The sequence below is a fragment of the Streptomyces sp. NPDC088725 genome (genome assembly GCF_044751305.1).
GTDB lineage: Bacteria > Actinomycetota > Actinomycetes > Streptomycetales > Streptomycetaceae > Streptomyces.
This window is the reverse complement of the sequence record NZ_JBIVLO010000004.1, coordinates 103,790-128,693: the sequence shown is the minus strand read 5'-3', so window position 1 is coordinate 128,693 and position 24,904 is coordinate 103,790. Positions and strand designations below refer to the sequence as shown.

The 24,904-nt window shown below is 71.8% G+C and carries 20 protein-coding genes; 8 read left to right on the top strand and 12 right to left on the bottom strand.

Annotation, left to right across the window (positions count from 1 at the left end; translation table 11 throughout):
* Positions 1-70 precede the first annotated feature (70 nt).
* Positions 71-409, bottom strand: a complete 339-nt coding sequence (locus ACIP6N_RS10705) for a hypothetical protein (protein WP_401814563.1) — start codon at positions 407-409, stop codon at positions 71-73.
* Here ACIP6N_RS10705 and ACIP6N_RS10700 point away from each other — a divergent pair.
* The 5 genes from ACIP6N_RS10700 to ACIP6N_RS10680 all read left to right on the top strand — a co-directional run bounded on the left by ACIP6N_RS10700 (position 402) and on the right by ACIP6N_RS10680 (position 9,182).
* Positions 402-2,072 carry a pyridoxal phosphate-dependent decarboxylase family protein gene (locus tag ACIP6N_RS10700; RefSeq protein ID WP_401814562.1) on the top strand — a complete coding sequence of 557 codons (1,671 nt, stop codon included), beginning with the start codon at positions 402-404 and terminating at the stop codon, positions 2,070-2,072. The genes ACIP6N_RS10705 and ACIP6N_RS10700 overlap by 8 nt on opposite strands.
* Positions 2,069-4,024 carry an IucA/IucC family protein gene (locus tag ACIP6N_RS10695; RefSeq protein WP_401814561.1) on the top strand — a complete coding sequence of 652 codons (1,956 nt, stop codon included), beginning with the start codon at positions 2,069-2,071 and terminating at the stop codon, positions 4,022-4,024. The genes ACIP6N_RS10700 and ACIP6N_RS10695 overlap by 4 nt, the downstream gene beginning before the upstream one ends.
* A complete protein-coding gene (locus tag ACIP6N_RS10690; protein ID WP_401814560.1) occupies positions 4,021-5,517 on the top strand; it encodes a lysine N(6)-hydroxylase/L-ornithine N(5)-oxygenase family protein in 1,497 nt (498 codons plus the stop codon). The genes ACIP6N_RS10695 and ACIP6N_RS10690 overlap by 4 nt, the downstream gene beginning before the upstream one ends.
* A gap of 414 nt (positions 5,518-5,931) precedes the next feature.
* A complete protein-coding gene (locus ACIP6N_RS10685) occupies positions 5,932-7,818 on the top strand; it encodes an IucA/IucC family protein (protein ID WP_401814558.1) in 1,887 nt (628 codons plus the stop codon).
* On the top strand, positions 7,815-9,182 hold the full coding sequence (locus ACIP6N_RS10680; RefSeq protein WP_401814556.1) for a glutamine synthetase family protein: 1,368 nt from the start codon (positions 7,815-7,817) through the stop codon (positions 9,180-9,182). Before ACIP6N_RS10685 ends, ACIP6N_RS10680 begins: the two co-directional genes overlap by 4 nt.
* A gap of 96 nt (positions 9,183-9,278) precedes the next feature.
* Here the strand turns inward: ACIP6N_RS10680 and ACIP6N_RS10675 are convergent, their stop codons facing one another.
* Both ACIP6N_RS10675 and ACIP6N_RS10670 read right to left on the bottom strand, forming a co-directional pair.
* On the bottom strand, positions 9,279-10,247 hold the full coding sequence (locus ACIP6N_RS10675; protein ID WP_401814555.1) for an ABC transporter substrate-binding protein: 969 nt from the start codon (positions 10,245-10,247) through the stop codon (positions 9,279-9,281).
* Between the two features lie 145 nt (positions 10,248-10,392).
* Positions 10,393-11,232: a glycosyltransferase family 2 protein gene (locus ACIP6N_RS10670; RefSeq protein ID WP_401814553.1), complete on the bottom strand. Its 840-nt coding sequence runs from the start codon at positions 11,230-11,232 to the stop codon at positions 10,393-10,395.
* Between the two features lie 819 nt (positions 11,233-12,051).
* Here ACIP6N_RS10670 and ACIP6N_RS10665 point away from each other — a divergent pair.
* Positions 12,052-12,837, top strand: a complete 786-nt coding sequence (locus ACIP6N_RS10665; protein ID WP_401814552.1) for an SAM-dependent methyltransferase — start codon at positions 12,052-12,054, stop codon at positions 12,835-12,837.
* 111 nt (positions 12,838-12,948) lie between these two features.
* On the opposite strand, the gene ACIP6N_RS10660 is transcribed toward ACIP6N_RS10665, so the two are convergent.
* The 7 genes from ACIP6N_RS10660 to ACIP6N_RS10630 form a co-directional block, all read right to left on the bottom strand.
* Positions 12,949-13,752, bottom strand: a complete 804-nt coding sequence (locus tag ACIP6N_RS10660; protein ID WP_401814551.1) for a hypothetical protein — start codon at positions 13,750-13,752, stop codon at positions 12,949-12,951.
* Positions 13,753-13,811: 59 nt separating this feature from the next.
* The gene (locus ACIP6N_RS10655; protein ID WP_401814550.1) at positions 13,812-14,759 is read right to left on the bottom strand and encodes a LysR family transcriptional regulator; all 948 of its coding nucleotides are present in this window, start codon (positions 14,757-14,759) and stop codon (positions 13,812-13,814) included.
* Positions 14,760-14,860: 101 nt separating this feature from the next.
* Positions 14,861-15,805 (bottom strand): zinc-binding alcohol dehydrogenase family protein, encoded by a 945-nt coding sequence (locus ACIP6N_RS10650; RefSeq protein WP_401814549.1) that lies wholly within the window; start codon positions 15,803-15,805, stop codon positions 14,861-14,863.
* 100 nt (positions 15,806-15,905) lie between these two features.
* Positions 15,906-16,973 (bottom strand): MBL fold metallo-hydrolase, encoded by a 1,068-nt coding sequence (locus ACIP6N_RS10645; protein ID WP_401814547.1) that lies wholly within the window; start codon positions 16,971-16,973, stop codon positions 15,906-15,908.
* A gap of 163 nt (positions 16,974-17,136) precedes the next feature.
* Entirely contained in the window at positions 17,137-18,294 is a 1,158-nt protein-coding gene (locus ACIP6N_RS10640; protein WP_401814546.1) for an NAD(P)-dependent alcohol dehydrogenase, read from the bottom strand.
* Positions 18,295-18,499: 205 nt separating this feature from the next.
* Positions 18,500-19,516, bottom strand: a complete 1,017-nt coding sequence (locus ACIP6N_RS10635; RefSeq protein WP_401814544.1) for a trypsin-like serine peptidase — start codon at positions 19,514-19,516, stop codon at positions 18,500-18,502.
* A gap of 239 nt (positions 19,517-19,755) precedes the next feature.
* Complete coding sequence (locus ACIP6N_RS10630; protein ID WP_401814542.1) at positions 19,756-20,271, bottom strand: ATP-binding protein; 516 nt, start codon at positions 20,269-20,271, stop codon at positions 19,756-19,758.
* Between the two features lie 438 nt (positions 20,272-20,709).
* Here ACIP6N_RS10630 and ACIP6N_RS10625 point away from each other — a divergent pair, with 438 nt between their 5' ends.
* Positions 20,710-21,072 (top strand): PRC-barrel domain containing protein, encoded by a 363-nt coding sequence (locus tag ACIP6N_RS10625; protein WP_401814541.1) that lies wholly within the window; start codon positions 20,710-20,712, stop codon positions 21,070-21,072.
* Between the two features lie 85 nt (positions 21,073-21,157).
* Positions 21,158-21,733: a hypothetical protein gene (locus ACIP6N_RS10620; RefSeq protein WP_401814540.1), complete on the top strand. Its 576-nt coding sequence runs from the start codon at positions 21,158-21,160 to the stop codon at positions 21,731-21,733.
* A 76-nt stretch (positions 21,734-21,809) separates the two neighbouring features.
* On the opposite strand, the gene ACIP6N_RS10615 is transcribed toward ACIP6N_RS10620, so the two are convergent.
* Both ACIP6N_RS10615 and ACIP6N_RS10610 read right to left on the bottom strand, forming a co-directional pair.
* The gene (locus ACIP6N_RS10615) at positions 21,810-23,435 is read right to left on the bottom strand and encodes a nickel transporter (protein WP_401814539.1); all 1,626 of its coding nucleotides are present in this window, start codon (positions 23,433-23,435) and stop codon (positions 21,810-21,812) included.
* Positions 23,432-24,877, bottom strand: a complete 1,446-nt coding sequence (locus tag ACIP6N_RS10610) for a tetratricopeptide repeat protein (RefSeq protein WP_401814538.1) — start codon at positions 24,875-24,877, stop codon at positions 23,432-23,434. The genes ACIP6N_RS10615 and ACIP6N_RS10610 overlap by 4 nt, the downstream gene beginning before the upstream one ends.
* Between the last annotated feature and the right edge of the window lie 27 nt (positions 24,878-24,904).

The following is a 24,904-nucleotide window of genomic DNA, read 5'->3' as shown; positions in this document are numbered from 1 at the left end:
CCCGGCCGGATTCCGGGGCCGGGCAGGAGTCCGGGGCGAGGGGGGTGGGCGAGACCGTGCGTGTGCCCCGTCAGATGCCGGTCCAGGAGCGGAGCGGCGCCGAGGCTCCCGCGCGTGACGTGGTGTCGCTGCCGCGCCAGGTGTCGGGACCGGAGAGGGCGGCTGCGGCCGCTTCGGCTTCCGTGGCTGCCTCGGCGCGGGCTTCCGCGGCTGCTTCGGCGGCAGCGGTTGCTTCGGCGCGCGCTTCCGGGGCGGCTTCGGGCTCGGGTTCCGGGCCGGCTCTGGCGTCGGGGCCGGGGGCCGGGGCCGTTCCGGGGATGGGGTCCGGGGCCGCCTCGGCTTCGGGCCCTGGGGCGGCCCCTGGGCGCGACGCCGTGACGGTGCCGCGCCCGCGCCACGCGATGGACACGCCCGATGCGGCCGCCTTGCGGCCCACCGCGACGGACAAGCCCGATCCGGCTGCCTTCCGGCCCGCCGCGCTGTCCGGTGGCGTGGACGGACCCGCCGCCCTGGCACCGCTGCTGGAGACCGTGCTGGCGGCTCTCACCGAAGGCGCCCGACGGCGTGGCGGGCCCGTCACAGCCGGGGCGCCGGACGGCATCGCGGCAGGCGTGGCCGCCGGTTTCAGTCGGCTGAACGCCACCGGAGCCACCGCGCTCGGACGGCTCACCGAACTGCTCGCGCACGGCAGCGCCGACCCCGCCGACCCGGCCTGCGCGGCGCATCTGCACTGCCCGCCGCTGGCCGTCGCCGTCGCCGCCGACCTCGCCGTGTCCGCGCTCAACCCCTCGCAGGACTCCTGGGACCAGGCGCCCGCCGCCACCGCCATGGAGACCCTGCTCCTCCAGGAACTGGCGCAGCTCGTCGGATACGACCCCGGCCGCGCGGCGGGCGTTCTCACCTCCGGTGGTACGGAGTCCAACCTGATGGGCCTGATGCTGGCCCGCGACCGGGTGCTCGGCGCAGCCACCGGGCAGCAGATCGAGCTGTCCGGCGTCGCCGGCCGGGGCGCGCGGCCCCGCATCCTCGCCTCGGCCGCCGCGCACTTCTCCGTGCAGCGGGCGGCGGCCCTGCTGGGGCTCGGCGAGGACGCCGTACTTCCGGTGCCGGTCGACCGGCACCTGCGCATGGAACCGGCCGCGCTGGCCGAAGCCCTCGACGGCTGCGCCCGGCGCGGAGAGCTGCCGGTCGCCGTCGTCGCCACGGCGGGCACCACCGACACCGGCGCCATCGACCCGCTGCGCGCCTGCGCCGAACTGGCCGCCGCGCACGGCGCCTGGCTGCACGTGGACGCCGCGTACGGCGGTGGCGCCCTGCTCTCCGACCGGCTCGCGCCGCTGCTGGACGGCCTCGGCCTCGCCGACTCCGTCTCCCTCGACTGGCACAAGCTCGGCTGGCAGCCGGCCGCGGCCGGGGTGTTCCTGGTCCGGGAGTCGGAGACGTACGCGTCGCTCGCGCGGCGCGCGGTCTACCTCAACCCGGCCGACGACGAAGAGGCCGGCTACCCGAGCCTCCTCGGTCTGTCGCTGCGTACGACCCGCCGCGCCGACGCGTTCAAGATCGCGGTCACGCTGCGGACGCTCGGCCGAGAAGGACTCGGCAGGCTCGTCGACGCCTGCCACGACCTCGCGGTGGCGGGAGCGCGGACCGTACGGGAGCGTCCGGAGCTGGAACTGCACGGCGAACCCGTCCTGACCGCCTTCCTGTTCCGCTACCTGCCCGCCGACCCGGCACGCGCCGACGGGATCAACGCCGCGCTGCGCCGCCGTCTCCTGCGCGAGGGCCGCGCGGTCGTCGGCCGTACGGAACTGCCGGGCGACGGGCCGGGCCGCGTACGCCTCAAGCTGACCCTGCTCAACCCGCACACCACCTCGGCCGAGGTCGAACGACTGCTGCTCGCCGTCGTGGCCGCGGGCCGCGCGGAAGAGGCGAACGATGCGAACGAGGCGCGGGAAGCGGAAGAGGCAGAAGAGGCGCGGGAAGCGAACGAGGCGCGGGAAGCGGAAGAGGCAGAAGAGGCGCGGGAAGCGAACGAGGCGCGGGAAGCGCGAGAAGAGGGCGCGGCGCTGTGAACCATCCCGTTCTGGCGGCTCACGCATCGGCCGACGACCCGCTCGACCATCCTGACGCGCTGTACGCCGGACACGCGGCGGCGATGGAGACGCTGCTGCGCGCGTACGTGCGCGAGACGGGTACGGAAGTACCGGCGGCCGGATCGGACCTCGTCCTCGGACTTGCCGCGACCGGACTCCGGTTGACTGTCCCGGTCCGCTACCGCTCGGTCTCCGGCTGGCACCGCTTCGGCCCCCCGCGCACCGCACCGGCCCACGCGCCGGGATCCGGAGAGGCCGACGCGCCGGGATCCGGAGAGACCGAAGCGCCGGATTCCGGACCGGCCGACGCACCGCCGTTCCTGCCCGCCGACACCGCGCTCGTCGCCGCCGCGCTGATCCGCGAGAGCACGCTCGGACGCGGCGCGGCGCCGCACCTGGGCGGTGACGCCGTCGGCCGCGTACTCAACTCGGCCGCGCGCACGGCCGTGCACATCGAGCGCCGCCGCGCCGAGACGGCCGGAGCCACGAAGGCCGCCAAGGGCTCGCAGCACGGCGGGTCGGGAGAGAACGCGGACGCGCACGGCCCCGCGCCCTTCCTCGGCGCCGAGCAGGCGCTGCTCCTCGGGCACCCCTTCCACCCGGCGCCGAAGAGCCGCGAGGAGGCGTCGGAACGCGAACTGGACGCCTACTCGCCCGAGTTGCGCGGATCCTTCCCGCTCCACTGGTTCGCCGCGCACCCGGACGTCCTCGTCGGCGAGAGCATCGACGGCCGTACGCCCACCGAGCTGCTGCGCTCGCTCGCCGCCGACGGACCCGAACCGCCCGCCGGCATGGTCGCCGTACCCGCGCACCCCTGGCAGGCCCGCGACATACTGGACCGCCCGGAGATCGCGGCGCTGCTCGACGCCGGTCTGCTGCGGCCTCTCGGTCCCGCGGGTCCCGCCTGGTCCCCGACCTCGTCCGTACGGACCGTCCACCGGCCGGAAGCCGAGGTGATGCTCAAGCTGTCGCTCGGTATGCGGATCACCAACTCCCGGCGCAACAACCTCCGTTCCGAGATGCGACTCGGCGTACGCGCGGCTCGCCTGCTCGCCGCGGGCCCGGCGCGGCGGCTGCGCGCCGAGCATCCCGAATTCGCCATCCTGCGCGACTTCGCCTGGGTGTCGGTCGGGCCGGACGACGCGGAAACCGGCCTGGAGACCGCTTTCCGCGACAATCCCTTCCGTCAAGTCCGCCACGTCACGTCCGCCACAACCGGCTTCGGCACCGGGGCCATGGAAGGGCAGTGCGTGGCCGGGCTGCTCGCCGAGCGCACCGGTCCCGGCGACGGCGCCCCGCCGCGCCACCGGGCCCTCCTGTCGGAGGCCGTGTCGCGTACGGCCCTCACCCACGGGATCTCCACCGCCGAGGCGTCCGCCCGCTGGCTGGCCGCGTACCTCGACGTACTCGCCGTCCCGCTGATCCGGCTCCAGGCCTGGTACGGCATCGCCCTGGAGCCGCACCACCAGAACACCCTCGTCGCGCTGGGCGCGGACGGGCTGCCCCGGGCCGGGTGGTACCGCGACAGCCAGGGCTATTACGTCGCCTCCTCCCGCGCCGCCGAGGTCGAACAACTGCTGCCCGGCGCGGCCGACGGGCTCGAGCTGGTCTTCGACGACGCGTTCGTGGACGAGCGGGTGGCGTACTACCTGGGCATCAACAACCTCCTCGGTCTGGTGGGCGCGTTCGGCGCGCTCGGGCTCGCGGACGAAGGTGAGCTGCTGCGCGTACTGCGCGGCCGGCTGGAACTGCTCCGTGCCACCGAGCCCGGCGCGAAGGGGCTGCTCGACCTGTTGCTCGACGCGTCCGTGCTGCGCTGCAAGGGGAACTACCTCACGTGCGTGGACGGTCTCGACGAACTCGTCGGGGACGTCCACACCCAGTCCGTCTACATCGATCTTCCCAACCCCCTCGCGGAGGCGACGCGGTGACCGATCACGAAGATGGCACGCCCGACGCAACCACCGTCTACGACCTCGTGGGCATCGGCATCGGCCCGTTCAACCTGTCGCTCGCCGCGCTGGCCGACGGCGCGCCCGAGCTGCGCACCCTGTTCCTCGACGCGAAGCCCGCCTTCTCCTGGCACCCCGGTCTGCTGCTCGAAGGCACCACGCTCCAAGTCCCCTTCCTGGCAGACCTGGTGACGATGGTCGCGCCGACGAGCCCGTGGTCCTATCTCAACTACCTTCGGGAACACGACCGGATGTTCCCCTTCTTCTTCTCGGAGCGCTTCCACATCCCGCGCCGGGAGTACGACCACTACTGCCGGTGGGTGGCCGAGCGGCTGCCGTCGTGCCGGTTCGACGCGCGCGTCACAGCCTTGGAGTGGGACGAGGGCGCCCAGGCGTTCGCGGTCACCCACCGGACGGCGAAAACGGCAGACTCCGATGCCGGTGTCAACGCCGGTGCCGGTGCCGGTGCCGATACCGCTGCCGTTGTCGACGGTGGCACGGTCTCGCGGGTGCTGGCCCGGCAGATCGTGCTCGGCGTCGGCACACTCCCCGTCGTCCCCGAACCGCTGCGCCCGCTGGTCACCGCCGCACACGAGGGCCGTGTGCTGCACAGCGCCGACTACCGCACCCACCGGGCCGCGCTGGCGGCCGCCGACGACGTCACCGTCATCGGCGCCGGTCAGTCCGGCGCCGAGGTCACCCTCGACCTGCTCCGCCACCAGGACGGCAACGGCGAAGGCGGACCGTACGTACGCTGGCTCGCCCGCACCCCGGCCTTCGCGCCCATGGAGTACTCCAAGATCGGCCTGGAGCACTTCACGCCCGACTACATCCGCTACTTCCGCGCCCTGCCGGCCGACCGGCGCCGCCGACTCGTCGGCGAGCAGTGGCAGTTGTACAAGGGCGTCAGCGAGGAGACGCTGGCCGAGATCCACGACGAGCTGTACGAGCGGACGATAGGCGGCACGGAACCGCGCGCCGCGCTCCATCCCGGCGTGGAGATCGTCGGAGTCGCGGTGGGCCCCAGGGGGCCCGGCGCCGGCTATCTGCTGACCTGCCGGCACATCGAACAGGACGCGATCTTCGAGATCCGTACGAAGGCGATCGTGTGCGCCACCGGTTACGCGGCCGGCCGTCCCTCCTTCCTGAACGGCATGGCGAAGCTGGTCGACTGGGACGACCAGGGCCGCTACCGGATCGACGGCGACTACCGCGTCGCGCTCGACCCGCGCGTGTCCGGCGTCCTCTACGTACAGAACGCCGAACTGCACACCCACGGCGTGGGCGCTCCCGACCTCACGCTGGGTGCGTGGCGCGCGGCGACGATCCTGAACGCCGTCGCGGGACGGACGGTGCTGCGCGTACCGGAGCGGGCCGCCTGGACGACGTTCGGGGCGCCGGCGGTGCCGGAGGCGCCGGGCATTCCCCGGTCTCGGGCGTCCTTGAGGGCTTTGGACGGGCGTACGCCATAGACCGTGCCGGCCGGGGCGGTGAGCGCCTGTTGGCCGGCGCCGGCCCGGGTGTCGCGCGGGGGCGGCGGTGGGGTCGGCTGCGGGGCTGGCCGATACGAAGCGCGCGCCGCGTCACGGGCCGCCCGCCCTCCGATACGCGGGAAAGCCCGCCAAGCGCGCCGAGGGGCGGGATAGTTGAGGAGACTGCGTTATCGCACCCGACTCCGCCGGGCCGGCCGGCACCGGTGTGTCCGGCGGCCGCCGCTCGCCGCGTCCACCGTCGCACGCGCCCCGACCGCCACAGCGCGCAGCGCGGCGCGCCCCCGCGCACACCGTCGCCCGGATCCCCGCTCGCATCCTCGTCCGCACCGCTCCACGCACCCGAGCACCCGCGTACCGCCGTCCCCGTCCCCGCGTACACCGAGGAGAACCCCGATGAACCATCCCACCCGCGACGCCTGGGCGCAGGCGGGCCGGCGACTGCTCGTCAAGGCGGTCGAGGAGTTCGCCTACGAGGAACTGCTCGTCCCCGTCCCGGACACCGGACCGGACACCGTCCCCGACCCGGACGCCAACACCGTCAGCACCGCCCGCGCTTACCGCCTCGACCTCGGCGCCGGTGTCCACTGGACCTTCCGTGCCGACCGGGGCACCTTCGCCACCTGGCGCGTCGAGCCCGGCAGCCTGCGACGGCACCCGGCGGACGCGGCGGCGGACGGCGGCCAGGAGCCGGGCCCCGAAAGGCTGTTGCTCGATGCCCGGGGCGTCCTCGGCTGGGACGGGCCCACCACCGCAGAGGTGCTGCGCGAGCTGACCGCGACCCGCCGCGCCGACGCCGACGCGCTCGCCCGCGCGCTGCCCGCCGCCGCGCTCGCCGAACTCGACCACCTGGACCTGGAGGCGTACCAGGACGGCCATCCCTGCATGCTGCTCAACAAGGGCCGGCTCGGGTTCTCCGCCGCCGACGCCGCCGCGTACGCCCCGGAGGCGGGCCGGCCGATACGTATCCTCTGGGCCGCCGTGCACAACAGCCTCGCCGCCTACTCCGGCGCTCCGGGCCTGGACGCCGAGCAGTTGCTCGCGGAGGAGCTGGATCCCGGCACACGGGAGCGATTCGCCGCCGTGCTCGCCGATGCGTCCGACCGGAGCGAAGTGCCCTACGCACCGGACGAGTTCGTCTGGCTGCCGGTGCACCCCTTCCACTGGGACGAGGCCGTCGCCACCCTCTTCGCGCCGTACCTCGCCGAAGGCCGCGTCGTGCTGCTCGGCCGGAGCGACGACCGTTACCGTGCGCTCCAGTCCATCCGCACCCTCGCCAACCTCGACCACCCGCACCGCCGCAATGTGAAAGTGCCCCTGCTCATCCGCAACACCCTGGTGTGGCGCGGCCTTTCGACCGTGCCGACCGAGGCCGCCCCCGATGTGAGCGCCTGGCTGCACTCCGTAAGGGACTCCGATCCGTACCTCCGTGACGAGCTGCGGTTCCATCCGCTCGGCGAGGTCGCGGCCGTCGCCGTCGCGCATCCGCTGTACGAGTCCGTCACGGACGCCCCGTACCGCTACCACGAACTCCTCGGCGCCATCTGGCGCGAGCCCGTCTCCGCGCTCCTCGGCGAGGGAGAGAAGGCCCGCACCATGGCCGCGCTGCTCAAGACCGGAGTGGACGGCCGGGCGCTCGCCGCCGAACTCGCCGCTCGCTCAGGGCTGTCCGGGCGTCAGTGGCTGGAACGATTCTTCAGCGCGCTGCTCCCGGGCCTCCTGCACTACCTCTACCGCTACGGCGTCGCGTTCTGCCCGCACGGCGAGAACACCGTCGTCCTCTTCGACAGCGACGACACCCCGATCGGCATCGCCGTCAAGGACTTCGCGGAGGACGTGAACCTCCTCCCCGGCCACCACCCCGAGTACGCGGGCCTGTCCGAGCGGGCGGACGCCGTACTGCTGCGCTGGCCGGCCCACGAGCTGGCGCACTCACTCCTCAGCGCGGTCTTCGCCGGCCACTTCCGGTTCTTCGCACCGCTGGCCGCCGAGCATCTCGGGGTGCCGGAGGCGGATTTCTGGAGGCTGGTCCGGGCCGAGATCGAGCGCTATCACGCGCGCTTCCCCGAACTGGCCGGCCGATTCGCCGCGTTCGGCCTCTTCGCGCCGGACTTCGACCGCGTCGCGCTCAACCGGGAACAGCTGCTCGGTGGCGGTTTCCACGACCGCTCGGAGCGAGACGAGGGCTTCGACGTCGTCCACGGCACTGTGCCCAACCCCCTTGCCGACCCGACCGACACGGGTGCCGGGCGGCTCGCCGGAACCTCCGAGGAGACAAAATGACGGCCTACGAGCAGCTGCGCGCATCCGTCGAGGCCGGCACCGTCGAGGAGGTCGTCGTCGCGGTCCCCGACCTTCAGGGCCGGCTCCAGGGCAGCCGCCTGTCCGCCGCGTACTTCCTGGAGGAGGTCGCGCGCAACGGCTTCGGTGCCTGCGTCTATCTCCTCGCCTCCGACGTCGAGATGGGCACCGGTCCCGGCTACGCCATCGACGCCTGGAAGAGCGGCTTCGGCGACTTCACCCTGCGTCCGGACGCCGGGACTCTGCGGACCGCGCTCCCGTGGGACGACGGCACGGCGATGATCCTCGCCGATCCCGTCTGGCCCGGTCCGGAGGCCGCTCCGGTCGAGGTGGCGCCGCGCCACATCCTGCGCACGCAGCTCGACCGGCTGGCGGAGCGCGGGCTGACCGCCTTCGCCGGTACGGAACTTGAGTTCCTGCTCTTCCTCGGCTCGTACCGCAGCGCCTGGGAGTCGAGGTACGAGGGGCTGTCCACGGGAACCGCGTACAACGTCGACTACTCGCTCCAGGGTCTGTCCGAGATCGAGCCCGTCGTACGCCGTATCCGGCGGGAAATGGGCCGCGCGGGGCTGAAGTTGGAGACCGCGCGCGGGGAGTGTCACGCCGGGCAGTACGAGATCGTCTTCCGGTACGCGGAGGCGATGACGACCTGCGACAACCACGTCTTCTTCAAGAACGGCGCCAAGCAGATCGCGGCGCAGGAGGGCGTGGCGCTCACCTTCATGCCGAAGTTCGACTCCGGCGAGGGCAACTCCTGCCATGTGCACCTGTCGTTGCGCGGCACGGACGGAACGCCGGTACTGGCGGACGAGAACGCGGCCGACGGCACCGGAATGTCGGAGCTGATGCGGCACTTCGTCGCCGGACAGCTCGCCTGCCTGCCGGACTTCGCGCTGCTGATGGCGCCGAACATCAACTCGTACAAGCGCCTCCAGCCGGGCGCGTTCGCGCCGACCGGCATCACCTGGGGCCGCGACAACCGCACGTGCCCGATACGGGTGGTCGGCGCGGGCGCCTCGCTGCGGATCGAGCACCGGGTGCCCGGCGGCGACGCGAACCCGTATCTCGCCGTCGCGGCGGCGGTCGCGGCCGGCCTCCACGGCGTCGAGCACCGCCTCGAACTGCCCGCACCGCACGAGACGAACGCGCTCGCCGACACGTCCGTACCGCGGCTGCCCGGCACACTGACGGAGGCGCTGCACCACTGGGAGCGCAGCGAGATCGCCGAAAAGGTCTTCGGGCAGGCGGTCGTCGGCCACTACGCGCAGGCCGCGCGCACCGAACTGGCCGCCTTCGAAGGGGCGGTCACGGACTGGGAGCGCATGCGCGGCTTCGAACGCCTCTGACGCGCCTGGTCCGTACGTCTGCCGACGGGACCCCGTACGAGCGTCCGTACGGGGTCCCGTCACCGCAACACGTCCAGCGCTCAGCCCGCGTCGGCTCTACCGCTTCGCCGCCGAGGTGTAGTCCTTCTCCATCTCGTCCAGCACCTTGCCCGCACCGGTGTAACCGATGCCCAGCATCCACACGTTGTCGTCGACCTTGAAGGCCATGCCCTTCTTCACGGCGTCGAGGCTCTTCCACAGCGGCCCGCCGACGGTGTCGGTCTCCTTGGCCTGCTTCGGGTCGCCGTACGTGGAGTAGAAGATGACGTCGGCGTTGGCCTTGTCGATCTGCTCGGGGCTGACGTCGAGCGAGAAGCCGGTGGTGTCCTGGTTGGCGGGGCGGCCGACCTGGAGATCCTTGAAGACGGACCCGACGAACGTGTCGTTCAAGTAGAGCCGGGTGTCCGCGCCTTCAACGAACCGTACGAAGCCGACCTTGATCTTCTTCGCGGCGGCGGGACCGCCGAGCGTGGTGGTCAGCCGCTTGATGTGCGCGTCGTAGCCGGCGACGACGGACGCGGCCTCGTTCCTCTTGCCGAGGGCGTCGGCGTGCAGCTCGAAGTTCTCGCGCCAGGTCGGTCCCGTCGTGTCGGAGAAAACCGTCGGGGCGATCTGGGAAAGGGACTTGTAGTTCTTCTCGTCGCGCACCTTGCTGCTCAGGATCAGGTCGGGCTTGAGCGCGTTGATGGCTTCGAGGTTCGGCTCGCCGATGACACCGACGGGCTTGACGCCCTTCAGCCTGTCCTCGGGGAGGTACGTGGAGAACGGCGCGCCGTCCGCCACGGTGGTGGCGCCGACCGGTGTGAACCCGAGGGTGACGGCCGAGTCGAGCGCGTCGGTGTCGAGCACGACGACGCGCTTCGGGGCGTCCTTGACCTTCACCTCGCCCATCACGGTCGAGACCGTGTGCGTGCCGGCGTCCGACGCCTTGTTCGCGGGCTCGTCGCTGCCGCCGCCGCACGCGGCGAGGGTGAGGGCGAGAGCGGTGGCGGCCACGGTGACACGGAGTGCGAAGGATCTGGGCACGCGGGAAGCCTCCCTGACGGCAGCCCGGTACCTCCCCGGACTTAACTAAGCGAAACCTAGGCTCAGTTCCGGGCGAGGGACAAGTGACTTACCGGCGAAGAAGGGCCGTGGCGAGGAGGCGCTGTGGCGTGAAGAGGCCGCGGCCTCAGATGACCGGCGGGCGCCCCAGCTGGGTCATCCGCCCGACCGTGCGCCAGCGCATGGGCCGCCGCGATCCGCACGCCGTCCGTACGCCCTCGAAGAAGCCGCCGAACCACGCGCGCAGGCCGCTGACCGAATGCGTACGGGCCACCGTGAGCAGGATCCACGTACCGAGGTAGATCGGCACGAGCGGCGCGGGCAGGTGCCTGCGCGCCAGCCACACCCGGTTGCGGGCGGTCATCCGGTAGAACTCGGCGTGCCGGGCCGGGGAGGTGCGCGGGTGCTGGAGGACCAGCTCGGGGTCGTACTGGATCTTCCAGCCGGCGTCCAGCGCACGCCACGCGAGGTCGGTCTCCTCGTGCGTGAAGAAGAACTCGTCCGGCCAGCCACCGGTCTGCGCCAGCATCCGCATGGACAGGGCGTGCCCGCCGCCGAGGAAGGTGGTCACCTCGCCGCCGCGCATCGGGTCGTCGGCCCGCAGGCGCGGCACGTGCCTGCGCTGGGTGAAGCCGGTCTCGTCGGCGATACGGAAGCTGACGATGCCGAGCTTGGGATCGTTCTCGTAGTGATCGGCGACACGGCTGATCACGTCGGCGTCGATGAGGAGGCCGTCGTCGTCCAGATCGATGAGGACATCGACGTCACCGGCCTCGCGGAGCTTCTCCATGGCGACATTGCGGCCGCCGGAGACGCCGAGATTGGTCTCCAGCTCCACTCCGATGACCCAGTCGGGCAGCTCGGGCAGCGGCGCGCCGTTGCCGATGACCACGGTCCGCTGCGCGGGTTCCCGCTGCTTGGCCACGGAGTCCAGCAGAGCCCGCAGCTCGACGGGTCGGGTCCCCATGGTCAGTACAGCCACACCCACACGCGGTCGTGTCACGTCCAGATCACTCCAGCACTCGTTGGCAGCAGAGCGTCGATGGTATCGGTTCCCGCCATTATCCAGTCACTGGAAGGTGTCATCATGGACGACAAGAATTCACTTTGGTGTTGCGTTCTGCCGCGAAATGGCTAAAAAGAGGAACAATCGCGACCGGATATGAGCGTGACACGTGACGGGCGCCACTGGGCGGGTCGCCGTCGCGGCCGTCGTGGGGCGCGTGGATTTCTCCCTCGGGCGGGCTCCGCGCCGAGCGTGCACGGGGATCGATTTGAGCCTACGTCGGACCCCGCCGCGCCGGACGGGACATGGGTGGGGCCGTGAACGGACACCGTACGGGGGATGAGAAGTCCTGCCCTCTCGACGCCGCGGTCCGCCGGCCGCCGCCCGTCACTCCCGCGCCCTGCCTGTGGCGGTGACGGCGATGTCAGGGTTTGTCAACTGCCCTGCGTGATCGTGGCAGTGGTCCGGTGGCGACCGCTGCCGGGCCCCGCTGTCCCCTGTCGAGCCGCCCGATACCGGAGCCGAAGCGCGACCCGATGCCGGAGCGGATGTCGATACGGGTGCGGATGCCGAGGGCGGTGCCGCTCCTCGCGGTCCGGCGTTACGGTCCGACATGACACGTACCTGACACCACCGCCCCCGGTGTCGCCGCACCTGGCGCTCGACACGCTCACCCCCGCCCCCGGCCCAGAGCGCCTGACCCATGCCCATGCCCGCTCACGCACTTCCCCTTCTACGCGCGTACAGACGCACGCGACCAGACACCCCACGGAGCGCCCGATGACCACAGGCACCCCCAAGCCCCAGATCGACACGAGCAAGCCGCACTCGGCACGGGTGTACGACTATCTTTTGGGAGGCCGAGACCACTTCGCGGCCGATCGGCAGGTCGGCGCCCTGCTGCCGGAGAAGTCACGGCGCGACGCGCGCCTCAACCGCGCCTTCATGCAGCGCGCCGCCGCCTGGCTGGCCTCCGAGGGCGTCGATCAGTACCTCGACATCGGTACGGGCATCCCCACCGAACCGAACCTGCACCAGATCGTCCAGCGCATCAATCCGAAGTCGCGCGTCGTTTACACCGACCACGACCCCATTGTGCTCCAGCACGCCGAATCCCTGCTGGCCAGTACGGCGGACGGCGCGACGGACTACATCGAGGCCGACATCCGCGAGCCGCTGGTCATCCTCGAACACGCCCGCGCCACCCTTGACTTCAGCCGTCCCATCGCCCTGTCGGTGATCGCGCTCATGCACTTCATCACCGACGGGCAGGACCCGTACGGCATCACCCGTACCCTCGTCGACGCACTCCCCTCCGGCAGCTATCTGGTGCTCACGCAGGGCACCGCCGACTTCCACCCGCAGCTCGCCGGTCAGGTCACCGGTACGTACACCAAGGGCGGCATCGCGCTGCGGCTGCGCGCCCACGCGGAGGTCGCCCGGTTCTTCGAAGGGCTCGCCTTCGTGGCCCCGGGCCTGGTGACGGCGCCGCAGTGGTACCAGGAGGCCCCCGCCCCGGCGGACGAGGACTGCTCCTTCTACGTCGGCGTCGCGCGCGTTCCGTAGGACCGCACGGGCTGCGAGGACGGCGCGAAGACCGCGCGAAGGCGGGCGGTTGGTGGCGGGTGCGGCCGCCACTTCCGGCTCGGTCCCCGCCACTTCCGGCCCCGGTCCCCGTCAGTCCGGTAGGGAAGCTGCGCCGGCCCCGAGGTGCTGGGCGCCGTGGAAGAGCTGCCGGGACCGTGGGAAACGCTCGGCCGTCGGGTCCAGCAGGTCCACGAGGGCGATCAACTGCTTCTGCATGACCTCCAGTCGGGCCACCGCCGGACGGGTGTCCGCGGCCAGCCGGTCGATGTCCGCCAGCGGCTGCGCGAACCAGCGGCGGAAGCCGTCGTCCGCTTCGAGCTTCGCGCAGAACTCCACGTACCCGAGGCAGCGCCGCCGCCCCGGTTCGCCCTCCGGGTGGACCATCAGCTCACCGATCGCCCGCTGATGGACCCGGAAGAGACGCAACTCGTTTCCCACGGAAGGGTTTCCGCCAGGACCGGGCTCATGGGCGAAACTGAGAGACGCCCCGATGTCGGAGATCTTCACCATGACATCGCGATTGGTGGCGGTCCGCCCGAGATCGAGGAACCGCACGTCCCGGCGCAGGATTTCCACCCAGCCGAGGTATTCGGCCAGCACGAAGACGGTGCTGCGCCGCACGTACTCGGCTTCCTCAGCCGTGCCGTCGGTGAGGAAGGCGGTGATGAATCCCTTGCCGGGACCGCCACTGCTGTCCAGGGCGTGTCCGTGCAGGATGTTGAACAGCCTGCTCTGGAGGTCGAAGGCGGCCCACGCCAGCGATGCGCCGTACGTGTCCATCAGGCTGCGCTGCTCCATGGTCCGCAGCCGTCGCTGCTGCCAGTAGCCCAGGAGGGCGGCCATGGAGGCACTGACCAGCGCCACCGCCGCCGACACCAGTGTCAGTACATCCATCGGTACGAACTCCCCGGCAGGGGCGGCCTCTTGACCGCCAATCGGCATGGCGTCCGATCCTAGGGCGTGTCTTCCTCGCCAGTGGTCCCGGAGCCCTCGGCGTCCTCCGAGCCCGGGGTGCCCCCGGCGGTGGCCGTCGCGCGGGCCAGGTCGATGAACGCCTGGGCCGCGGCGGTGACCGGCCGGTCGTCGGGGCGGATGAGACTCAGTTCGAACTGTGGCGCGGGGTCGACCGAACAGACGTGGTGGGCGCGGTTGCCCGGCAGCATGCTGCCCGGCAGGAACGCGAGCCCGAATCCGGCGTGGACGAGTTCCGCGACGGTGAACACGTCCGCCACCTCGACGGAGACGATCCGGCCGATACCCGCCTGCTCGAACGTCCGGTCCACGCCGGCGCGGATGCCCCACCCCGACGGGGAGTCGACGAACTCCTCGCCCGCCAACTCGGCGATCGGGACCGTACCGCGCCCGGCGAGACGGTGACCCGGCGGACAGAGGAGCACCAGCGGCTCCCGGGCCAGCCGCAGCACCTCGACTCCCTTGGGCCGCCCGGCAGGCAGCGAGACGAACGCGACATCGAGCATCCCCTCGGCCACCTGGCGGGCCAGCGCCCCGGACCCGCCGACCGACGACACGGGAAGCAGTTCCACCCCGGGGCGCTCCTGGTGGTAGCGGGTCAGCAGACCGCCGAGGTCGATCGCGGTCAGTGACTGCATGATGCCGACCCGCAGTGTCCCCCTGACCCCTCCTTCGACCCCGGCGACGGCGTCGCGCGCGACGGTGACGGCGGCCAGTACCGTCCTGGCCTCGGTCAGCAGCGCCTGGCCCGCCGGGGTGAGCCGCACGCTGTGCGTGGTGCGGTGGAACAAGGCCGGGCCGAGTTCCTTTTCGAGCGTGCGGATGGCGACCGACAGCGAGGACTGTGAGACGTGTACGCGGGCGCCGGCGCGCGTGAAGTTGAGTTCCTCGGCGACGGCGACGAAGTACTCGAGCTGCCGCAACTCCATGTGCCTGCCTCATCGTTATCGGTGCTCGACGTGCCCGGTGCGCCCCGCGTGCCCGACCGCCCTGATAGTCCGGCCGCCGGGCGGTCGGTCAGTGCCCCCGGTCAGGACCCGGGGACCACCACCAGTTTGCGGTGAGCCGATCCCGCCTTCAGCAGGTCCCAGCCATGCCGGAAGCCGCTCAGCGGGACGCGCTCGATGTCGAGTGCGATCTTCCCCTCCGCCGCGAGTTCCGTCATCCGGACGTACGCCGCCCGCCGTACGTCCGCCGGGGCCAGCAGGACGCTGTGCCCGATCAGGGACATCGTCTTGTTGCGGAACGACGCGGCCGTGACCGTGGCCGTGGCGGACGCTGCGTTACCCACCTGCACCAGCCGCGCCCCCGGGTTGGCGACGGCGATCACATGGGGGATCGCCTCGCCCCAGACCAGGTCGAGCACCACGTCGCAGCCCCCGGGCGCGGCCGCGCGCAGGGCGTCCTCCAGACCGTCCGGCCCGTCGAGCCGTACCACCGCGTCGGCGCCCAGCGCGGCCAGTTTCTCCCGTACGTCACCGCGGGCGGCGGCGACCACCCGCCCGGCCCCCAGCAGCCGGGCCGTCTGGACCGCGAGCTGTCCGACGACACCACTGGCGCCGAGAATCAGGACCGTCTCGCCTGGTGCCAGCCGGGCCCGGTACTCCAGGGCCGTCCAGCCGGCCGTTCCCGCCACGCCCAGGGCCGTCGCCAGCGCGGGGTCGAGCGTGGGCGGGACCGGCGTCAGCGAGGCCTCGTTCACCGGCGCCAGCTCGGCGAACGAGCCGTAGGGGGCGGGAGCGTCCACGAAGTACACCCGGCTGCCGTCGGCCAGCTCGCCCACGCCCTCGAATCCCAGCACGGCGGGCGGTTCGGGCACCCGGAGCGGGAAGCGGCCTGCGGCGATCAGCAGATCCATCGGGTTCATGCCGGCGGCCAGTACGGACACCACGGCGGTGCCGGGGGCCTCTCGCGGATCGGGGAAGGCACCGATGACCGGTTCGCCGCCCGCCTCTTCGAGAATCGCGGCTTTCATGTCTGCTCTCCTCTGCTCGGTTCCCTGCCGCTCGACGACCGGTCCGGCTCCACCCGCGTGTCAGTGGGCCCGGCCGGACCGGTCCGCGTGCGGATCTGGCTCAGATGAAGAACTTCTCCGGTGCCGAGCCGTCCCGCCGCATGTAGCCGTTGTGCGTACGCTCCAGGCGGGTCTTCTCCAGGATGGAGAAGGCGTTGTGCTTGGTCAGCACATCGGCGCCGTTCAGCCGCTCCTCCCAGCGCTTCCCGTTGGACGTCGTCCGCTCCAGCGTCTTCTTCGTCACGTAGTTGACCAGGGCGGCGAAGTAGTTCTCCTCCACCGCGCGGAAGGCGGCGCGGTAGGTGTTGTCCATGCTCTCGTGGAAGTACTCCATCGGGATGGTTTCCAGCGCCTCGCGCGAGTAGCGGACCAGGTCGTCGATGTACTCGATGCCCTCCACGACGTCGTCGCGGTTGCCCAGCTTCGAGACGTGCCCCGAGATGAGGGTGTCGAAGTCGTACTCCAGGATCTGGTGGTGTGCCTGCTCCCAGCCGCTCAGGTTCTCGGAGGAGTCGCAGTCACGGAACGTGACCCAGGCCGGGCTGGCGATGTCGATCGCCGCGAGCACCTTCTGCGCGGGGGCGTGCACGAAGATGTTGCCCTCGCAGTGGTTCTGGCCCTTGTACGAGAGTTCCAGCCGTACGCCGCCCACCTCCAGCGTGGCGTCCTTGCTGAACGTCTCGGTCGGCACGGGCCGGAACGGGTCGGGGAAGCGCTCCAGCAGCTCCTTGGTCTTCTCGTGCGCGATGATCTGCACATTCGCGCCGAACATCGCGGCCGCGCCGATGTGGTCCGCGTGCCAGTGGCTGTAGATCACGTGGGTGACGGGCTCATCGGTCACCTCCTCGATCGCCGCGAGCAGGTTCTCGCCGAGCGCCGGGGGCGCGTCGAGGACGATCACGCCGCTGCCGGTGGTGACGAACATGCAGTCGTACCAGCCGACGGAGACCCAGTAGACCCCGTCCCTGATCTCCTCGACGTGGTAGCCCTTGGCGAGGCGGTCCGGGAGGAACAGGGAGCCGTGCGACTCCTCCGGCGGGACCGCGAAGTCACTCAGGTTCACGAATGCGGCGCCCTTGGGGCCCAGGTCCTCGACGAGCCAGTCGGGACGGTCGGTGCTTGAAGACATGGTGTCTTCTCCTTCGTACGGTTGCTGCTGTACGCGCGCCGTGCGGACGGTTTCTTTCGCTGCCCGGGGCGCTGCGATGTGGTGTGGTCGGTGTGGACCTCGCGCGACCGGCGATCAGCGATCGGCGATCACGGAGGAGCTGGTGGGCCGGCGGGCGGGACGCTCAGGCCGCGCCGATGCGCAGGACCGGCTTGATGGCCTTGCCGCTTCTGGTGTCGGCGAACGCCTCGTTGATGTCGGCGAAGTCGTAGAAACTGACGAGGCGGTCGAACGGGAACCGTCCGGCCCGGTACAGCTCGATCAGCTGGGGAATGAAGACCTGCGGGACGGAGTCGCCCTGGGCGATGCCCCGCAGCCTCCGGCCTCCGTTGAGCAGCTGGTTCATGTCGATGGGCGCGGTCGTGCCCGCGGGGGCGCCACCGATGAGACCGGCGGTCCCCATGGGGGCGAGTACGTCCACGGCGAGGGCGAGCAACTGCGGCAGCGCCGTGGTCTCCAGGACGTAGTCGACGCCTCTGGGCTCGATCTCCCTCACGGCGGCGGCCAGATCGTCCGTGGCGCGGCTGTTGAGGCTGTGCGTGGCGCCGAGTTCCCGGGCCAGGGCCAGCCGCTCGTCGTTGACGTCCACGGCGATGATGCTCCTGGCGCCCGCCACCCGCGCGGCCATGATCGCCGCGAGGCCGACACCGCCGACGCCGAATACCGCGACGCTGGAACTGGGTTCAACCTCAAGCGAGTTGAGCACTGCCCCGGCGCCGGTCTGGATGCCGCAGCCGAGCGGGCCGAGGATCTCCAGAGGAACGTCCTCGGGAACCCGCACCACACCGCGCTCCGAGGTCAGCGCGTAGGTGGCGAAGGAGGACTGGCCGAAGAAGTATCCGTGCACCTCGTCATCGGTGAACGGGCTTCCGCCGTCGGCCCGTGCTGCCCCGAAGGAGAGTTCGAAGCCGCGCTCGCAGTTGGCCGGATCCCCGCCGAGGCAGGACACACACTGCCCGCACGAGGGGAAGGACAGCACCACGTGGTCGCCGGGTGACACCGACGTGACCGCGTCTCCCACCTGCTCGACGATGCCCGCGCCCTCGTGGCCGAGGACCACGGGGAGGGGAACCGGATACGACTGGTCCCTGCTGTGCGCGTCGGTCTGGCAGACACCCGTGGCCACGATCCGGACCAGGACTTCCGAGGCACCCGGCCGCGCCACCTCCAGCTTCTCCAACCGGAAGGGTCCGCCGGGCTCCCGTACCACCGCGGCCAGGATTTCCTGTGACGCGGCGGATTCCGCTGTGGCTGTCGGCCTCGACCCCTTCGATGACGACATCTCCGCACCTCACTCGCTTTGCGGGGCCCTTTTCCATTCTGGGCCCTCGCTGGAATTCTGCGAGGAGACTGTTATTAACGCCAACGAATTCTGCGTATAGCTGTTATTGATGAATCCAATAGAAGCTGCCGCGTCAACGAGTGCGCTCCCCGCACGGCGCGTGCCGTACGGGGAGCGGGGAGCGCGTTACGGAGATCCGTACCGGTCAGGCGGCGCCGGCCTGGCGGTAGAGGTCCAGAGCCTCGTTGCCGAGCGTCGGGTGGTATTCGTTGCTGCCCGCGCTGACGCTGATGTTGCCGACGAGGCTTCCGCCGCCGGTCGACGTGTCGAAGTCGGCCAGGAAGCCGCCGCCGCTCGAACCGCCGCTCTGGACGCAGTCGATGCCCCACATCGTGGAGCCGGCCCGGCCCGCGTCGGGGAATTCGTCGCCCTCGCAGTGGTTCAGGCGCTCGCCGTTGCCTTCCGCGTCGGACCCGCCGTAGCCGAAGGAGTGGGTGTGCCGGCCGGTGGCCGAGTTGAACGCGATGCCTTCCGCGCCCACGGTGTTGGCCACTGAGCGGCCGTTGACCTGGCCGAGGGCAGCGAAGGCGAAGTCCCAGTTGGCGTTGCCGCCGGTCGACACGTACTGCGCGACGTTGAAGAGGCGGGTGGCGGTGAACGTGCCGAAGGGGCGGTTGCCGTTCGCGTACCCGGGAATGAAGACCCAGTTCCGGTAGACCTCGCCGGTTCCCGCGTCCACGACGCAGTGGCCGGCGGTCAGGACGACGGACTTGTTGTCACTGTTCGCGACGGTGGCCGAGCAGGCGAACGTGCCGCCGTCCGCGCGCTGGAAGAACACCTTGCCGACGGTGGTGCTGATCAGGCCGCCGCCGGTCCAGGCGGTGGGCGAGGAGGCGAAGGTGCCGACGCCCGGGGTGGACGCGGCGGCGGCGGAGGCGGGCGCGGCCAGCGGCGGCACCACAACGGGGGCGCCGGGGGCGGCCGTTGCCGGTGTCGCGGTGGTGGTTCGGCTTGCGGGAGCCGTCATCTCCCGGGCTCCGCGCAGCCGTTCAGGGGTCCAGAAGCGCAGGGCCGCCTGCTGATCGGCGGCGGAGACGGATGTGCTGTGCGATCCCGTGGCAGCGGCGGCCGAGGTGCCGGCCGGTGCCGCGTGGGCCGTGCCGAGCATGCAGCCCGTAGCGGCGAGTGCCAGTGTGCTGAACAAGGTGGCGGCGCGTCTCATGGAGGCAGCTCCAAGTCTCCGGGCAGGTCGGGGCCTTCGCCCGGGTGGGGGTGAGTGCGTACGGCCTTGCGACGACGCGACGACGTATCGCCGGCCGGACGGATCACCGGCCGGACAACGTTGTCGGGTCGCGGTCAGAGTGCCACGCGCCAAGGGCCATGTCCATGCCACGTAGTGACCTCGGAGGACCCTCCGGTGCCCAGCCCGTTGCCCTCACCCGCCTACAGCTCTTCCTCCGGTCACAGGTCTTCTTCGGGTTCCTCTTCGAAGTCGTCCTCGTAACCGCCGCCGGGGCCGTCACCGAAGCCGGAACCGAACTCGCCCCGGGTCGGAGGCGCCTGGCGCAGATCCACGACGGCCAGGATCTGTTTTCCGCCCACAGCGCCCCCGGGGCCGCCGGGGGAGAGGGCGGGGATGACGGTGATCTCCCGGGTCAGCCGGCGGATCAGGGGCCAGCCGTAGCCTCCCTGAGACGGATCTTCGCCCTGCCTCGGGAGGGCGGCGGGGGGCGCGCTGCTGCGGTCCGCGATCAGCAGGACGAGGCAGTCATCGGCGATCCGGGCCTCGAAGCGGGTGATGCCACCGCCGTGGCGTACCGCGTTCGTCGTCAGCTCGGAGGTGACGAGCAGCGCGTCGGCGATCACCAGCTCGTCCAGTTCGTACCAGCGCTCGTGCAGAACGGCCTGGACAAGGGCCCTGGCCTCCGCGGGAGTTCGCGGGAGCGGCCTCGGCGCGACCCGCCTCGGGGCGGGCACGGGCGGCCTCGGTGCGACCGGCCTCGGGGCCGGCTCCGGCGTCCGCGTCCGCGGGGGTGCCGGAGCCGGCGCCGGCGTTCGCCGAGAGTTCTGCGGGGGCCTGCGCGGCGGCTGCGGCGGTATCAGTGGCGGCAGTTGGGGTGGTATCAGCGGTGGTCGCTGCGGCGGTATCCGCGGTGGCGCGGACGTGGCTTGGGGCGCGCTCGGCGTCGGGTCGTCGTACCGGTTCGTGCTCACGCCTATCCGCCCCGAACATCTCGTACAGCTCTTGCCACTTGATCGTGCGGTTGCCCACCACGTCGGCCCGCACGCACGCCCCTACCGTACGAGTGAGAGTGCGCACCGGACTTCGGGCCTTCTCTGTCGCTACGGGGGTATGGGGTAAGGACCTTCAAGTTAATCAGCCGAAAAGTCAAGCGCGGAGAGAGAGACACCTTCATGGAGAACCTCTGGACCTACCCGCCGCAGGTCAGCTACCTGCCGGAACAGTCGCTGGTGGGATTCACCGTCGAGACCCCCTCGGGCACGATCGGCCATGTGGACCGGCAGGTCGACCGGACGGGGATGCGGCATCTGATCGTGGACACCGGCGTCTGGGTCTTCGGGAAGAGCATGCTCGTACCGGCCGGTGCCGTGTCCGCCATCGACATGGAGGCGCGGACCGTCAAGGTCACCCGCACGCGCGACGAGATCAAGGAGGCGCCCCGGTTCACGACGGACAGCGAGACGAGCGATCCCGCGTACCTCGCGGCCGTGGGCCGTTACTACGCCTCGCTCGACGACGCGAGCCTGTCGGCATAGCTCCGGAAAGATCCGCCCGATGTGCTGTTAGATCTCTCAAAGCTGATGTTTTCTTCCACATCCTCCCGCTTTGAGAGGTGGCGCCTTGCGCGACAGACCGAGCGACCCGGTGAGCCGTGGCGGGGACGGAAGCGGGGGCGGAGGGAGCCGCCTCGCGGGCGGCCCCGCGCGGCCGGGCCGCCGGGCGGAACCGTTGCAGCGGCTGCTGTTCGGCGGTGTGTACGGATCGGTGCTCACCAGCGCGCTGGCGGCGGCCCTGGCGAACGACAGCGGGCCGCCCGACCCCGGCTACGACGCGCTGTGGGTGTTCGTGGCGGTCCTGGCGTCGGCGGCGGCACACGGCTACGCGCACGCCATCGCCCACCGCACGGCCGACGAATCCGCCGTCACCGTCAGCGCCCTGCGGTCGATGCTGACCGAGTGGCCCCTGGTGATCGCCTCGGTGCCGGCACTGGCGGCGCTGCTCGGCGCGTACGCCGGGCTGTGGGGTGAGGACCACGCCGTCGAAGCGGCCCTGGCCCTCAACGTGGCCACCCTGTTCGGCTGGGGTCTGTGGGCGGCCCGGGTCGCGGGACGGACCTGGCCCGCGTCGTGCCGGGTGGGCGGTGTGGATCTGATGCTGGGGCTGTTCATCGTGGCGGTGAACGTACTGAGCAAGTAGCGCGTGCGGAGTCGGTTCCGGTCCGGCCGACCGCACCGCCGGTCAGCAGGGCCTGCCGGCCACGAGGGCGCGCCGCTCACCAGGGCCCGGCGGCGGCCCGCAGCGTCAGCCCGACTCCGACGAGCAGGACGAGCCCGGAGGTCGCGACCGGTCCGTACCTGGCCAGGCGCCTGAGCCCGGCCCAGCGCGCCGCGTCCGTGGTGCGCGCGCGGCGGTCGATACGGTCGCGCAGCCGGACGAGCAGGAGGCCGGCCAGCGTGAGCGTGGCGGCCATGCCGACGCCGTATCCGACGACGAGGAGCACGCCGAAGGCGGTACGTCCGAGCGCCACGGCGCCCAGCAGGACGACGAGCGCGGAAGGACTGGGCACGAGCCCGCCCGCGATGCCCATGCCGATGAGGCCGCCGCGTGTCGCGGCCGGGTGGTGGGTGTGGGGGTGCGGCGCGGGGACGCGTTCTTCGGTGAGGACGGCGACGGCCGGACCGCGGTTCGCGGTGGCGTGAGCGGTGGCATCGACGGTCGATGGGGACGCCGGACGGTCGTGCTGGTGCGGGTGGTGGTGCGTGTGTTCATGACCGTGACCGTGGGGGTGACGGTGTGTGTGACCGTGCGGGTGCGTGGGTTTGTTGCGCACGGCGGCCCGCAGCAGCCACAGGCCGATCGCGGTGACGAGCAGCCCGCTGGCCACGCCGAGCCAGGTCAGTACGGTCTCACCGGCGAGTGTGGTGGCGAGCGGCAGCAGCAGACCCAGCACGAGGACGCCCGCGGTGTGCGTGAGTGTGACGGTGGCACCGACCGTGACGGCGTCCTTCGGCGTGCCCCGGCGGCCCGCGAGGTAGGCGGCCATGAGGGTCTTCCCGTGACCGGGCATGGCCGCGTGCGAGGCGCCGAGGACAATGGCGAGCAGTAACGCCAGCGCGCCCACGGGGATGGTCAGTTCGCGGGCGCCGACGAGTGAGTCGAATACCCCGGAGAGGGCGTTCAGGGCCGTGGCGACCGGTCCGGACCCGGACGTCGTCACACGCGGCGTCAGCGGCGTGTTCCCGCTCCCGCCGGGCGTGGTGCGCAGGGTGGCGGACCGCTGGTCGAGCGGACTCGCCAGCGGGTCCGCGGGGTAGTGGCGCAGCTCGTCGGTGGACGACACCGCGGGTACGTCGGACTCGCTGACGACGACTCCGCGACCCCGCGCGGTGATCTCCCGCCAGCCGATGCGGCGGCTGTCGTATCCGGTGTGCACGGAGACGTCAGTGGGTCGCCGCAGATCGGCGGGGGCGGTCAGCGTGCACTGAAGCCGGCTCGTCCGCAGGCCGCCTTCGCCCGGAAGGTAGCTGAACGTTGCCGTTCCGACCGCCCAGTGGAGCCGGTGGCCGCCCGCCTCGACCCGGAGTTCACCGGACGCGGTGGCGCACTGCGCGCGGGCGTAGGCCCGTTTCTCGGCCGCGTCGGCGCTGCCGTTCGCGTCCAGGTCGATCCGCGGGGCCTCCTGCGCGGTCGAGATCTCGGCCCGGTCGACGACCACACGGGCGTCGACGCGGTCCGGACTGAGGGTGAGCCCGGTGTGGTGGTTGACCGTGAAATTGCCCAGCGGGTGGGCGGAGGCGGCGGGCGCGACCACGACGGGCACGGCGGCCGTGGCGACCACCAGCGCGCAGGCGGCGAAGACGCGGCGCGGTGTGACACGCGTGAGGGGCATGAGCTTCATGAGGCGGAGTCGATTCGCTGCTGAGCGGCACGGGCGGCGCCGGGGGTGCGGGCGGTGTCGGCGGCACGAGTGATGTCGGCGGTACGGGCGCCACGTCCGTCACGTGCGTCCCGCTCGGCCCGTGCGTCTCGTGCGTGCAGGGGATGGAAACACGGGTCGATGGCCAGCGCGCGGTCGAGGTCCTTCGCGGCGGACGCGGTGTTGCCGAGAATGCGGTGGATCACCGACCGGTGGTAGTGGAAGAGCGCGCTGCGCGTGCCGAGGGACAGCGCGCGGTCCGCGTACGTCAGCGCCTCCGCGTCCCGTCCCGCACGGTGCAACGCCCAGGCGTACGCGTCCTGTACGGCGATGAAGGGCCGGTTCTTCAGCGCCGCGCGGCCCAGCGCGACCGCGCGTCCGGCCTCGCCGTGATCGGCCTCGAACAGGACGTCGTCCACATCGGGCGCGAAGCCGCCGGCCCGGCGCAGCTGTTCCTGCGTACGCAGGAACGCGTACTGCGCCTCGGCCTCCCGGGTGTGCCCGAGCGACTGCTCCAGTTCGCCGAGGCCGATGACGTACTGCGGGAGCGGGGCGATCGCGACGGCCGCCGTGTAGTCCGCCACCGCCTGGCGGTCGTGGCCGAGCGCGGCATGCGCGCGGGCCCGTGCCTCCAGCAGCGCCGCGTCGCGCGGCACGGCGCGCAGGCCCTGCTCCGCCTCGCGCAGCGCGGTGCGCGCGTCGCCCGACTCCTGCGCCAGCGTGGCGAGGTGGACGCGGGCGAACGCCTGGTCCGCGGGGCCGGAGGCGTCGTCCAGGGCGCGCTTCATGAGTGCGCGGGCCTGCGGGATGTCGCCGCGCAGCTCCCACGTGTAGGAGGCGCGGGCGAGCGAGGAGGTGTCGGGCCGGAGATCGACCATGCGCTGTACGGCGCGGTACGACGCGGCGTACTGCCCGAGTTGGGTGTGGGCGTCCGCCAGCACCGCCTGCGCAGGGGCGTTCGAGGGGTTGGCGGCGGCGGCCTCGCGGCCCCAGGCCAGCGCCGCGGTGAACTCGTGGCGGGCGGCGGCCAGCGCGCCCATGCCCACCTGCGCCTGGTAGTTGTCGTCCGGCAGCTCTTTCAGCGAGCGCCGGAGAGCGGCCTCCGCCTTGGCGTAGGTGGCGGGATCGGCCGTGACGCGGCCCTGTTGGACGTACGCCATGCCCAACTGGGCCCAGGCGGAGGCGTTCTGCGGCAGTCGCCGCAGTTGCTCGCGCAGTGCGGTGACCGAGTCCGCCCGCGCGCCGCCCGCCGTGGCCGGGGCCCCGGCGGCGGCCGTGGCCCGGTCCTGCTCGGTGTTCCACGGGGAGAGCCCCACGGCTCCCACCGCGAACAGCGTCACGCCGAGGGCCAGGGTGACGACCGTGCCGCGCAGCCGTCTGCGGCCGGTGGACGGGGGTTTCGGGTCAGCGGTCGGCTGGGTCACGGTCCTCCTCGCGGAACGCGTACGGAC